This is a genomic window from Aquimarina hainanensis, from assembly GCF_042684685.1.
Classification (GTDB): domain Bacteria; phylum Bacteroidota; class Bacteroidia; order Flavobacteriales; family Flavobacteriaceae; genus Aquimarina; species Aquimarina hainanensis.
Genome location: NZ_JBHULX010000039.1, coordinates 413319 through 426618 on the forward strand (window position 1 = coordinate 413319; position 13300 = coordinate 426618).

The 13300-nt window shown below is 35.5% G+C and carries 15 protein-coding genes; 4 read left to right on the plus strand and 11 right to left on the minus strand.

Annotated features, from left to right (window positions below; all coding sequences use genetic code 11):
- Positions 1 to 22 precede the first annotated feature (22 nt).
- From ACFSTE_RS17775 to ACFSTE_RS17800, 6 genes are all read right to left on the minus strand, one after another.
- Positions 23 to 910 (minus strand): sterol desaturase family protein, encoded by an 888-nt coding sequence (locus tag ACFSTE_RS17775; RefSeq protein WP_378254747.1) that lies wholly within the window; start codon positions 908 to 910, stop codon positions 23 to 25.
- Between the two features lie 2 nt (positions 911 to 912).
- Positions 913 to 1437, minus strand: coding sequence for a hypothetical protein (locus ACFSTE_RS17780; RefSeq protein WP_378254749.1), 525 nt, complete (start codon positions 1435 to 1437; stop codon positions 913 to 915).
- 64 nt (positions 1438 to 1501) lie between these two features.
- Positions 1502 to 2065: a Crp/Fnr family transcriptional regulator gene (locus ACFSTE_RS17785; protein WP_378254751.1), complete on the minus strand. Its 564-nt coding sequence runs from the start codon at positions 2063 to 2065 to the stop codon at positions 1502 to 1504.
- A gap of 2 nt (positions 2066 to 2067) precedes the next feature.
- Entirely contained in the window at positions 2068 to 2463 is a 396-nt protein-coding gene (locus tag ACFSTE_RS17790; RefSeq protein WP_254884039.1) for a hypothetical protein, read from the minus strand.
- A 110-nt stretch (positions 2464 to 2573) separates the two neighbouring features.
- Positions 2574 to 3314 (minus strand): hypothetical protein, encoded by a 741-nt coding sequence (locus ACFSTE_RS17795; RefSeq protein WP_378254753.1) that lies wholly within the window; start codon positions 3312 to 3314, stop codon positions 2574 to 2576.
- A 254-nt stretch (positions 3315 to 3568) separates the two neighbouring features.
- Complete coding sequence (locus tag ACFSTE_RS17800) at positions 3569 to 4069, minus strand: hypothetical protein (RefSeq protein ID WP_176030313.1); 501 nt, start codon at positions 4067 to 4069, stop codon at positions 3569 to 3571.
- A gap of 220 nt (positions 4070 to 4289) precedes the next feature.
- Here ACFSTE_RS17800 and ACFSTE_RS17805 point away from each other — a divergent pair, with 220 nt between their 5' ends.
- The 4 genes from ACFSTE_RS17805 (at position 4290) to ACFSTE_RS17820 (ending at position 7679) form a co-directional block, all read left to right on the plus strand.
- A complete protein-coding gene (locus tag ACFSTE_RS17805; RefSeq protein ID WP_378254755.1) occupies positions 4290 to 5636 on the plus strand; it encodes an NAD(P)-binding domain-containing protein in 1347 nt (448 codons plus the stop codon).
- A 78-nt stretch (positions 5637 to 5714) separates the two neighbouring features.
- Positions 5715 to 5885, plus strand: a complete 171-nt coding sequence (locus tag ACFSTE_RS17810; protein WP_176030312.1) for a hypothetical protein — start codon at positions 5715 to 5717, stop codon at positions 5883 to 5885.
- A 193-nt stretch (positions 5886 to 6078) separates the two neighbouring features.
- Positions 6079 to 6621: a sigma-70 family RNA polymerase sigma factor gene (locus ACFSTE_RS17815; protein WP_378254757.1), complete on the plus strand. Its 543-nt coding sequence runs from the start codon at positions 6079 to 6081 to the stop codon at positions 6619 to 6621.
- Between the two features lie 2 nt (positions 6622 to 6623).
- Positions 6624 to 7679, plus strand: a complete 1056-nt coding sequence (locus tag ACFSTE_RS17820) for an ArsO family NAD(P)H-dependent flavin-containing monooxygenase (RefSeq protein WP_378254759.1) — start codon at positions 6624 to 6626, stop codon at positions 7677 to 7679.
- A 94-nt stretch (positions 7680 to 7773) separates the two neighbouring features.
- Here the strand turns inward: ACFSTE_RS17820 and ACFSTE_RS17825 are convergent, their stop codons facing one another.
- The 5 genes from ACFSTE_RS17825 to ACFSTE_RS17845 form a co-directional block, all read right to left on the minus strand.
- Positions 7774 to 8937 (minus strand): DUF3179 domain-containing (seleno)protein, encoded by a 1164-nt coding sequence (locus ACFSTE_RS17825; RefSeq protein ID WP_378254761.1) that lies wholly within the window; start codon positions 8935 to 8937, stop codon positions 7774 to 7776.
- 68 nt (positions 8938 to 9005) lie between these two features.
- Positions 9006 to 9569, minus strand: a complete 564-nt coding sequence (locus tag ACFSTE_RS17830) for a Crp/Fnr family transcriptional regulator (RefSeq protein WP_378254763.1) — start codon at positions 9567 to 9569, stop codon at positions 9006 to 9008.
- 77 nt (positions 9570 to 9646) lie between these two features.
- On the minus strand, positions 9647 to 10330 hold the full coding sequence (locus ACFSTE_RS17835; RefSeq protein ID WP_378254765.1) for a DUF3592 domain-containing protein: 684 nt from the start codon (positions 10328 to 10330) through the stop codon (positions 9647 to 9649).
- 411 nt (positions 10331 to 10741) lie between these two features.
- On the minus strand, positions 10742 to 11887 hold the full coding sequence (locus ACFSTE_RS17840; protein ID WP_176030303.1) for a helix-turn-helix domain-containing protein: 1146 nt from the start codon (positions 11885 to 11887) through the stop codon (positions 10742 to 10744).
- Between the two features lie 237 nt (positions 11888 to 12124).
- A complete protein-coding gene (locus ACFSTE_RS17845; RefSeq protein WP_378254767.1) occupies positions 12125 to 13258 on the minus strand; it encodes a DUF6688 domain-containing protein in 1134 nt (377 codons plus the stop codon).
- Between the last annotated feature and the right edge of the window lie 42 nt (positions 13259 to 13300).

Here is a 13300-nt window from a genome sequence, read left to right on the forward strand (position 1 = left end):
TTGATTGTGTGAAGCGAGAATTCTAATCCTGGTGATTCGGTAGCCAGTCAGGTGGTTTGACAAAAGCCAGAAATTTATTTCTACATCCTTTGATTTTTTTTAGTTTGTTGATGAAACGGTTTAATCCATGGAAAAAAACAATCACAGGATTGACACTATTGAGTGGTTCTGAAATACCGTATACTACTTTTTCTTGTTCTGGTTCAAAAGTTCCCAGCATTCGATCCCATATAATGAGGATTCCTCCATAGTTTTTATCCCAATATTGTCGATTTGATCCATGATGTACCCGATGATGAGAAGGAGTGTTACAGATAAATTCTATCGGTTTGGTTAGTTTTCCAACAATTTCAGTATGTAATAAGGTTTGGAATACCTGTACAAATACCTCAGACAACAACACCAATACAGGATCATATCCCAGCATTACCAATGGTAGGGAAAATACGATAGGTAGTATAGCATCCAGAGGACCAAAACGATAAGCGACTGACATGTTGAAATGAGGAGAGCTATGGTGTACTGTATGAGTAGCCCATCCAATTCCAATACGATGCATCATGCGATGTTCCCAATAATATGCAAAATCAGCAAGGAGTATGCAGCTAATTACCGTTATCCAATTCAGTTCGAGATGAGGGAGGCTATAATTCGTATACACCCAGAAGTAAACTTTGGTAATAGCTAGTACCCCTAGCACCATCTCGATCAAATAAAAAGCTCCGAATGTAATTACATTGGCAATGCTGTCCAGTACTAAAGTTTTATTGAGTCGCTTTTGATATGCATACCGAATAAGTTCCACTATAAAAAAAGGAACAATAATATATACAAAACTGAGATCATTGAAGATATAAAACCAATATTGAAGATCTATCCAGTCTATTTTTTTTGATAATAAAGAAATCATATTTACAGTTTTTTCCAGGTTTCTACATCACTATATCCATAGTAGTCATAACTCAGTTGTAAGGTGGTTTTGTCCACCATATGTATTTGACAATCTATTGTATAGGTTTTTTCTTGGTACGTTAGGGTATAACGCCCGCTACCTTTATAGCCATCAAAAACAGTAATTACCAGAGTTTTTACCTTTGGTGCTTTTTGTGTATTTCCATGCTTGTCCTCATAGCGGTCGGTATATGCATGGAATTCACTACCTTCTTTTGTCAGCAGGTATTGTATTGCTCCGGTAAAGTCTTTACTGTTGTATTGTACTCTCCATCGTCCCAGTATATAATCTGTTAATGAAGTTTCAGGTAGTTCTTCTGTAAATGTAGAAGAGGTTCTGCTTTCTGATACAGAAGATGGTACCTCTGTTAGAGTAGTTACAGTCTTTTTTACAGGAAGGTCTGTCGCATAACTAACTAAGTGTGCGCCTCCGGCTATTAGAGTAATAAAGAAGAGGCTTCTGAACAATAGGGTTGAATTTTTCATACTTTTTTATTTGTATCAAAGATCTATCGTCGTCAGAGCTATTCTTTTGATCTGGATCAAAAAATCACTGTTTGGCCCGTAATCTGCTCAGAGTTTCCTGAGAAATCCCCAGAAATGAAGCAATAAATCCTAGTTTTACCCGTAGTTCTATATCGGGAAAATAGGAGGTAAGTAGTTGATATTTCTCTCTGGCAGTCAGAAAAGACCAGCCTTTAGAAAATTGATCCAGAAATCCGAGCATTTCTTCTGCTAGCAAACGGGCAAAATTCCCAAAAGAAGCAAAATCAGTGATCAACTCTTGATACTGATGATAACTGATCTGATATACGATGCAGTCCTCCAGGCTTTCGATAGCTTCATAACTGTATTTGCGAGTGTAAAAGCTATACCAGGAAGTAGCAAATTGTCCTTCTTTATAAAACCAGGAAGATATTTGTTTTCCATCGTGGTAATAATAATTATGAAGCATGCCTTTTTCTATAAAATAGAGGTAATTCGCCCGGGTTTCCTGAGGGAGTAAAATAGTTCCTTTGGGGATTTCTTTTATTTTAAAATCAGTTTTAATTCGTTGTTCCAGCTCTGGAGCCACAAATGATCGACTTGCTATTTCCTGAAGTAAATTTTGCATGATCAATCTTTATTCTTGTCTTTTCTATGATGTTCAAACATCTCTACAGCTGCTTTTAAAAGCCCTAGCATTCCCAAGCCTAAGACAATGGTTCCAATTGAAATATCTTTGATGACTCCCTGTGTTGCTTTGTAATATCCAATAAGCCCGAAAAGAAGGAGAAACACAATCATAAAACACATAAATAGAATCATCATCTTCCCTTTTACAGGATGTTCCCAGATTTTTTTGGAGAGTTTATTTTGTGTTTTAGTCGTATCCTGTAAGGAGGAGAAACTAATTCCTAATCCCATAAATATAAGAGTAGAATTCACACTTTTAAAAAACAATTCCGGATTTTCTTTTACGTTTTCTATTCCCTGAAAATAAGGAGTAAAAGCAAAATATAGTGCTATCATCAGTAACGGGTATTGTAAATAGCTTATATAATGAAAAAAGTTTTTAAAATTCATAATAGGAGTTCTTTACTAGATGCTGGTATCACAAATATAGGATAACTAATGGGATATTATTTAAGGGCAGTTTTGTCTGGAAAGTTTTTTTTCTGTAGTAATAATTGTCGTAAAGCAATAAGGTGCATTAGAAGAACGACAGGAACAATAAAAGTGGGTAACCAGCTAAATGGAAAGTTTAACACAGCAATATTAGGCTGTTCAAAAGCAAATTGCTGTAATGGAAAAGGAGCAGATAATAAGGCATTGATTACAATATTGATCAAAAGAGCCAGACATATCAGGTTCCAGATTACGATCAGAGATCGGGGTAACTTATTTTTGTGTACCCCATAATAGGCTATAAAAGGGGCGGTGATTCCTGCCAGAATATCAAAATTTCGTCCTTCAAAGGTCATGAGTTCAGGAATAGTTCCATAGATAAAAAGCCCGTATAAAATAAGTTCTACAGGGATTCGTACCAAATGAAGGTATGTTATGTTTTTTAAAGGTAGATTGTCAGTAAACCACCGACCACGGGGGGTAACAAACAGGAGAAGTATCCCCAATATTGCAGGAAACAGTCCATACAACATAATATTGGGAGGAAATGATTCGCGGTCTGTGTTATATATACCTTGTAGCATCAATACGGCTTGCAGAAGTAACCAAAACAGTAAGCCTATGGCGATGGGGATCGCTTTTTTTCGGATACCTTCTTGTGATGCCCTTCGTATAACCCGTATAAACAGTAGAAAGGTGAGGAGCGTAGTCACCCCAAAAAACAAGGAAATGGAAATTGGCAAGTCGGAGATCATATTTTGTTTTCTATAAAGATACAGGATATTTTGACTAAAATATATCGTAGGAGGATCTCTCTTATTTTTTTATAGATTCAAGGTTTTAGATGTTTTAAAGCGTACCTCGAACCCTTCACTCACTTCGTTAGCTAATATCTGTTGTGCTAGCATGATGACTCCGAACTTCTTAATTCTATAGGAATATACACAAACGCTTCAGAGATTGATTATAGGTGGGGCTTTGTCATCTAAAGGAAGATCGTTTGTAGGGATTAGTTTAGCGTTTGTTGTTGTATCATTTTCTCATTTAGTTTTTTTAAATATACTTTTTGAAGTTTACTCCAAAAGCTAGAAGTAATGCGGCTTTTATATATTTTTTGTGTTTTTCTATCCAGAATAGAGAATCTTTTGACACTATACAGATAATTACGTTCTTTAGCATGATTATATCCAACCGGGCGATAACTATAATCAAAAATAAATCGGTAAGTGTCTATATCTTTGTACTTATCATTTGTAGTAAATTCTTTTTCTGAAACGAATTCATAAGTCCCCGTAAACTTCTTTTTCACATTTCTTTTTAAATATCTATTGTAGCTACGATGATGTGTAATAAACAATAATATATTGTTTGCATTTCCAAACTCAGGAGGTATCGCTCCTCTTTCTTCGGTTAAATATTTATTTCCTTTTAATTTTATAATAGCGCCACAGGATGTTACAAGGGTGAATGTTAAAAATAAAACGGGTAATAGAAAGTACTTTCGTATCATGATATTTTAAATGTTTATTGTGAGTACCCTGCTAAACAAAAATGTTACCCTGTATAATGCATTATTTTCTATAACCTGAGCAACCTTAATATTTTTTATGATTATGGCTATGAGATTAGAAACAGAATGTTATATCAAATAGATATGGTAATTAATTTTTGTTTACCTGCATCATTTTTAAAACACTCCGTCTTAACAGGAGAAAATTAAACGTTGAAAAATGATGGAAAATACTAAGTTACCCATAGCAATTATTGGAGGAGGTCCTATAGGTCTTGCCGCTGCTGCTCATCTAACAAAAAAAGAACTCCCGTTTATTTTGTTTGAAGCAGGAAGTTCTGTAGGACAGAATATATTGTCCTGGAGTCATGTTCGTGTCTTTTCTCCTTGGCGTTACAATATAGATATAATAGCCAAAGAACTCCTATTACAAATTAATTGGATAGCTCCAGATGAAGAAGCACTACCGACGGGAAAAGAACTGGTAGAAAAGTACTTTGTTCCCCTGGCAAGCCTTCCACAAATAAAACCTCATATTCACTTACATGCTAGGGTGATTTCTATGGGGAGAAAAGGCTTAGATAAAATGAAAACACGAGGGCGTGAAGAGAAACCGTTTCAAATAAAAGTTGAGGAAAATGGAATCATTCGTTATTACCAGGCAAAAGCAATAATTGATGCAACAGGAACCTGGAATCAACAAAATCCAATTGGTTCCGGAGGCGTTTTTGCAGAAGGAGAACAAGCATTGACCGATCATATTTTTTATGGAATTCCTAATGTTAGATCAAATCATTTAGAACGTTATAAAAACAAGAATATCGCAGTTGTCGGAGGAGGACACTCAGCTATTAATGTATTATTGGATTTGGCAGAAATTCAAAAAAAGTATCCTGATACGAAACTCAATTGGATATTGCGAAAAGACACTATAGAAAAAGTGTATGGAGGCAGGAAAGATGATGCTTTGACAGCTCGGGGCGCTTTAGGTATTCGTATCGAGGAATTAGTTAATAGTGGAAAATTAAATGTGTATACTCCTTTTCATGTTTTAAAACTTCAAAAAAAAGAAACAGGACTTCAAATTATTGGGGATTTAAACGGGAATTTCAAAACGATTTCCGGGATTGATGAAATTATCAGTAATACGGGTTCTCGCCCCAATTTAGATATAATTCGGGAGGTTCGGGTAGATTTAGACTCGTCATTAGAGGCTGTTTTTGATTTAGCAGAACTCATAGATCCGAATATTCATAGTTGTGGAACAGTACGACCTCACGGAGAAAAAGAATTGCGTCATCCAGAAAAAGATTTTTATATAGTAGGCTCCAAAAGTTATGGTAGAGTCCCCACTTTTTTAATGGCAACAGGCTATGAGCAGGTACGCTCAGTTATAGCCTACTTAGCAGGGGATAAAGAAGCCGCCAAACGAGTGGAACTCAAACTCCCAGAAACAGGTGTTTGTAGTTCAGGGATTGAGAATACCCAAAGTTCAGAATGTTGTGCAAATGTATCTGAAACGGCTAAAGTGAATAGTTCAGAGTGCAGTACTGTGGAATGTAGATAAAAAGTGCATCATTTTTTTTAATGCGCGTCTTACAAGGTAGCCGTAACAAACGAATTAGTAATTTTAAAAACAGATAAAATGAAAACACCTAACAACCTTACTATCAAAAATAATCAGCTACAAGAAGCAGCTGGTGGATGTTGTGGTTCAATACCAGTGATCCCGATCAAAACAGAAAGAATACAGAGTTCTTGTTGTGGAGAATCCTCACAGGAAGAATCAGCTCAAACAGGAAGCGGATGTTGTTAGTAATCACTCTAAGCACTAAGAATGAGCACCTCGTTTAGGGGTGCTCTTATTGCACCGTAGCTGTGATGACTTTTGCCGGAAGATCAGTGAATGTTTTTTTAAAACTAGCGTACTGTTTTTTGTGTTTTAAATTCAGTTAACTTTGTAAGCGTTGCAGCATTATTTATTATACTAACTTAGGATAATGATTTTTATGGATGTACAAATAACTCAATTATATAATCCACTTTTAGGGTATATTAAAAAACGTGTAAGAAATATTGAAGATGCCGAAGACCTGACACAAGATGTGTTTTTTAAATTGGCTAAATCTAATAATGATGGGATTGATAACCTCAAAAGTTGGGTATATACAATTGCCAAAAATACTATCACCGACTATTATAGGAAGAAACACTTACGAACTGATCGTATTGAAGAAGCTTCCTTTTTTAAGGAAGAGACTACAGAAAATCCCGGACAAGAACTGAGTAATTGTATAGGAGCATTTGTACAGCAATTACCAGAAGAGTATAGAGAGTTATTGATATTATCTGAACTTAAAGAGGTTCCGCAAAAGGAAATTGCAGCACAGCTCAACATGAACTATGTTACGGTTCGCTCTAAAGTACAGCGTGGGCGAAAAAAACTAAAACAGCTTTTTGAAGGCTGTTGTGTAGTGCTCCAGGGAGGAAAAGGTAGTATTATGGATGTTACATCCAAATCTGGTTGTGAGAAAAAAACATCTTGTGATTAATAATGAAGATATATGATACACTTATAATTGGCGGAGGACAAGCAGGGGTATCCGTTGCGTATTTTTTACGACGTCGGAAATTAGACTATGTAATCTTGGATGATCAGGATCAGGCAGGAGGTTCCTGGTTACAGACATGGGATAGCTTACGCTTATTTTCCCCTACACAATTTAGTTCTCTATCTGGATGGATGATGTCTAAAAGTCAAGAAGAATACCCGACAAAAACAGAATTTATACGCTATTTACAGGCATATGAGAAACGCTATAATTTTCCTGTAAGAAGAAACACTAAAGTCATTTCTGTAACAAAAGAGAGGGGTATTTTTAAAGTAGAAACGAATCAAGCTATTTGGTATAGTAAGACCTTAGTCAGTGCAACAGGAACAGCCGGACAACCATTTGTTCCAAATTATCCCAACCAAGAGCTATTTCAGGGCAATCAATTACATTCTTTAGATTATCGAAATGCCGATGAGCTGATTCATAAAAAAGTATTAATTGTAGGAGGAGGAAATTCAGGGGCACAAATTTTGGCAGAAGTTTCTAAGGTAGCTCAAACTGAATGGGTCACTTTAGATGCGCCTCAGTTTTTACCCGATGATATCGATGGTCGTTATTTGTTTAATGCTGCTACGCAAAAATTCCTGGATAAACCAGTCAATACTTCTTCAGGGGTAAAAACATCGTTACGCAATATCGTAATGGTGAACAGCGTAAAAGATGCCAGAGATAGAAATGTATTGCATGCCAAACGTCCTTTTATCTCCTTTTATGAAAAGGGGGTCATATGGCGAGATAACATCCAAGAAGAATTCGACCTCGTGATATGGTGTACTGGTTTTAAAGCAAATCTGGAACACCTCCAATCACTGGGTATTATTAAAAATAACCGGATAGAAACAAATTATACCCGATCTGTACAAGAACCCAATTTATGGCTAGTAGGATATGGGAGTTGGACTGGTTTTGCTTCAGCGACTATTTATGGTGTTGGTAAAACAGCCCGACAAACCGTTAAGGAAATTTCGGAAGTATTCAATGTGGGTTCCGATTAAAGTTCGTTGACCAACTTAAAGTCTTTTACCGTCTGTATTGAGTTGTTTATAAAGAAGTAAAACATTTTTTACACACGTTCAGTATATATATTACTTATAAGCGAATAAGGCTTGATTGTTTATGGAATTTAATCCACGAAAACCAGTATTCATCTGAGATAGCAATGATTTCTAAATCCCTTATGATCTCTCCTGAGAGGTATTTGCCTCTGCGATCCCATCGGGTATTGTTTTTTGAATCATATAATGTATCCATCGAGAATTCTAGTGTTATGGGGGTTGTTCCTATTGTATTTCTAAAAGCTGTCACCGTTTTTCCTGTACCGATAAGGATAATTCCATGTTCTTTATTCACTACCACTTTTGCAGCCAGGATTTCCTTTTTTAAGTAAACTATTGAATAGGGGGGTGTAGCATCAATGATGCCAATAACACGCGTACGGGAAGGAAAAGTTTTATCGCGATTTTTACCAGAAAGACCAGGAGTCGTTTCGGAGTTGCTAATTTTTTTCCAAAGACCGGGAACAGGTAATTCAAAGGATTTACAATCTTTTTCCGTTATGGAAACCACCGTAGGAGCAGAGATGGTTTGTTTCACTTCTTTCCAGGAGAGTATTTGAAAAGGAATCATAGTTAATTCATAAGGATGTAATGGACCAATAACAGATTGAAAAGTCGCCTGTTGAAAAAATGTTTTGGTTCGTTTATCTGCTACGATCATATTAGCATTTTTAAAGGAGCCCACGAATAAAGGACCTATTTCTGTTACATCAAAAGGGATAATGCTTCTACACATGGCACAATAGGTTAAGGCGACAGTTTTGGAATGAAAGTGATCATTGATAATATGATGATGGATCACATAATCGAGGGGGTATGATTTCGTAATTCCATTGTATTCGATGACTGCCATTTCCATATCGTCTTTTAATGGTAAACGATCAATATTGTTGGTTATATCAGGAAAAAAGACGGCAGGAAAGGCATGCTCCTGGTGCATTTTATACGAGAGCACCAATGCCAATACTGATATCAGTGTAGGGATCGTATAGCTGATTGGAAATATACCTGTCTGTATATATGTATAAGTGGTCCATCCTAAAATACTGATCATAAAAAGCCAGTTTATGGGCTTTCTGATAAAGTAATGATAGTAGATCCAGCGGATAGAAACCCCTTCAATTAATGTCATGTAAATTGCTGCGGTTCCTATAAGTAGTGCAATCCCGCTGATCACGTATAAAAGTAGTAATTCCATGGTAACTATTCTTTTCTACAAAGGTCTTGATAGAGGGCATATTTCTTTTTTACATTTGTTAAAAAAGATTATTTTTTTGCACGGATCCTGCTCAATGATACTTGAGAGATTCCCAGATAACCTGATAAATCCCCTAAGCGAATCCGGTTGATCAAGGGAGAATTTTCTTTTAAGAATTTTTCATAACGCTCTGTTCCATTGGTTTCCAGCATTTCACTAATTCTGTGCATCATATTAACCGTAGCCATAGAAACAATTTTTCTAAAAACCCTTTCTATTGCATGGTATTTCTTTGCTAATACGTCTAGTTGCTGATAGTCTACAGCCAATAAATGTGTTTCTTCAATAGCGGTAATAGAATAAAGAGAAGGGGTTTGGGTAACATAACTATCAAGTGCCGCACAAAAATTACCTTCACTAAAGAATTTAAGGATAAATTCTTTGTCTTCTTTATAAAAAGAAAGCTTGACCAACCCACTATTTATAAAATACAATTCCTTATTTATCTGATCTATTTTTAAAATAGTATCTCCTTTCGAAAAGGATTTTACATGCGTAATAGCGACCAGTTCAGAGGTTTCAGAGGTGTTTAGTTTGTTGATACTGTTGATCTTTTTTATAAAGTCATTCATGATGTTTCGAAGTTCAATATTAGGGGATAGTGTATGAATGTGGGCATTAAAATATATAAGATATTGTTTGTGACCTACTAAGGCTGTTGGTTTTCAAATAGTTTAATAGCATTCTCTATTTGTTGTTGTTTCATTTGTTCTATTTCTTCCTTCGTTTTTTGGGTGACAATTTTTATTTTTTCTTCGAAATCGGTGTGCAGCACTTGAGAAGATATCAATATAAAACCACTGATAAAAACAAAAATAAAAACCCAGGTATATATTATGTGGCTTTTGTGGTTTATAAAAAAACGAGCAACAAATATACCTAACATTCCATTCCACAAAATAGCAAATACCAATAATGAGATAGTGGATGAGTTGATACCTTTAGCAAGTATCGCATCCTGTGGGTTTTTGGGATTAATATAGGCAACTACTTCGGTAGTATATTTCAACATATCGTACAACTCTTCGTGGTTTTCGGTATTGTTATTCCCATAACCAAAAGAAATTGTTTGGTTGGTATACGTGTTGTGTTTATAGGTATATGTGTAATTACACTGAGTCTCGTAGGAATAGCCCGGACCATCACCATGTGGTGTTTTAATTAGCGTAACATCGATTAATTGAGCATTGACAGGAATCCAGTTTCTTGCCTTGAATTGAAAATAAATGGGACTCACACTGAGGTAGAGAGATACCATTCCTATGAGTAAAAAAGGAAGTACTAATAAACTAATACAGCCATTTGCCGGGAGATCACGTTTTTTTAAGAGCATTAGAATCGTTTATTTATTTGATTCAATACAGGAAGATACAATATCTCTGGCTACTAAAATAAGGAGAAGAGAGCCTGTAAATAATGCAAGTTGATTCCAGAATGTTGATTTCATAGTACTGTAGTTTATTCGTATATCTAGCTTTTCCTATTCTAAGGTAAGACTATTAGTTAGATAGTACCTCATCTATATTTCCCCGGAGAGCTCCTCGATTATCGTGATGGTTTGCCCAGCATCTGTTTATTATCTACACGATTATCGTAGTAAAATGTTACAGCCAACGGTAAAATAATGAAGGATGTATGCTATTACATATAAGGATTTATTATAAATGTTATAACAACTAGAAATGTTACAGGAAGAGCGATTTTTATATGCCATTCGGAGAAAAGAAACCAATAGGAACAATGCTTACCGATGTTTTTTCCGGTATGCATTTGGTGTGAGACCTGTAATTTTTTTGAAGGCACTGTGAAATGTAGTTTTTGAAGAAAATCCACATTCTAATCCAATAGCTAATAGACTATAATGATCAAATTGAGGGTCTAACATGATTTCTTTAACAGCTTCTACCCGGTAGTGATTGATATAGGAAGTAAAGTTTTTTCCTGTAACGGTATTTACCAATTGCGAAACATAGCCACTGCTAATACCCAGTTTTTCAGCTACTTTATCCCTGTCTAATGTAGGGTCTCTATACAGTTGTTGCTGTATACAAAGGATTTCTAATTTTTGGAAGTAGGGATTCTCTTTGGTAAGAGACGTATTTTTTTTCTCAATAGTATCCTTGGGGCTATGAACTGCCGCAATAATCGAATCTGTATGTTCTGTATGTGCAGGTTTTCGCTTATTGATAAGGGCATTAATTTCCTCTTGATCTTTTGCTAATCTAAACTTAAAAATACCAGAATAGGCTATCCAGTGGATTAAGAATGTTCCAAATAATGAAAGCATTCGCATTACCGGGGTTACATCATAGGAAAAAACAAGTGAAAATAAAATGATAACCACCCAGGATACAAACAATATAAAGGTTAACAGCCACAAATGGGTCAGCCATTTTTTCTCCTGTTTATTCTTGGAGTATGTAATAAATAGATAGGTACATACTAGAATAGTAGGAATAAAACATAAGGAAATAAAAAGCTGTATAAGATCGAAAACAACTCCCCACCATTGAAGCATTCCTGCCGATGGATATAAATCGATAAACTCATTAATAACGCTACTGACTACTTCACAGAGATAGGGAAGGAGTAACCACCACAATTTTTTTGAGTGTCGTATCGGGTGATGTACCTGATGCACTACGAATAGAAAAATAAAGATGGGAAAAATTACTCCGGAATCTATGATGTCAAAAATGCGTAGAAGTGGAATTTTATTTGTTAATTCGGTGATTTCCAGCACTAAACTCAATAATGAATTGGAAAGTGAAAAAATAGCAAAGGCCAGATAATTATTGGCACGACTCTTAAACAGAGGAGACTTTAGAATGATAATTCCCAGAACAATTCCCTGAAAAACAGCAATATTAAGAAGTGTTGTTAAAATCAATGTTAAGAGTCAAATGTTCGTTAAACGTATTCCTAGACCTAATATACTATTTATTCTCTAACTAAATGCTTCCATGAGCTAACATGGAATAATTTACTATACATGTCCTGGCAATGCAAAATGTTACCGGTTAATCAGAAGGAATTATCAGGTTCGCTTTACAGGTACTTTTTTACAGGAATCTATATGGGAGATTAATTAGTTATCCATTGTACCTATAGAAAGTTTTTTATCAACTCAATCATCAGTATTATTGTTAGGTGTTACCGGGGCAGATGGCTGATATTGTTGCTGAATTAGTTTTTCAGGTTTTTCAGTAGTTACATAAATACAACACAAAAAGAACCATTCCAGAGGTTTCATCATTATATACGTAACATTTGATCCAAATGTAGTATTGATATCTTTCGATATCGGGTAACCATATCGGTCATAATTTCTTCGAATATAGCGATGAAGAGCTGGGAATTTTTTCATGATAATATCCTCAAAAGCATTGGCGACTAATAACTGGCGGTTGACAATAATTTCCTGACCATTTCTGATTCCTAATCGTAATGGTTTAACGATAGTAGGAGAACCACATGCAGCCACAGTGCATAAGTAATGACCTCTGTGATCCAGATAGGGAGGATGCGTTTTTTGTGAAAAGTGCCAGGTGGTTGTTTCTGTAAATACCCTCGTTAATGAATCGTATTCTTGTCCGAATAACACTAATATAAGTGTAATTGTCAGATATATCGGAAGTAACATTATCAATGTCCAAAGAGGCAGTAATTTGGAATTTAGAAGCTTAGTATTGAGTTGGTGCAGGAATTTGTTTTTAAAAGTTCTTGTCTCAGCAACTCCTGCTTCTTCTTTGATAACCATTATTAATTGCCATACAGAATAGAGTATATGAAGTACAGGTGCTGCCATCATCATATATCCCGTCAACGGATCTATATAATTATTCCCATCTGATCTCGACGAAAGCTGTATCGCCAGAAATACATTAATCACCATACCAATTATAAGAAAGGACAGGTAGAGCACCAACAGTAGTGGTGGTTGTTTTTTACCATGTCTCCAAATCTGAAACATACCCCATAAACTGAGCACTAAAAATATGCAATAAGAAAGAAGATGGTTTGTAGACAGGGGAGTATACCCATCGTCAACCGGATCAATGGGAACATCATATTGATATGAATTTACCGAAAATCCGACAGCAAAAATTACCCAGGCAGTACTATATAAAAAAAAGAGGGAGGTATTGAGGATTCGCTTTCGTTTAGAGATATTTTTTTTAGCAAAGGAGACAAGCCCATAGGACACAGCCAACATGATACTTATATATCCTATAACAGATCCGATAATAATGATTCCCATATATAGGTGATTTGTTTTATGAAAAAGAAGAGAAAGGGGCAT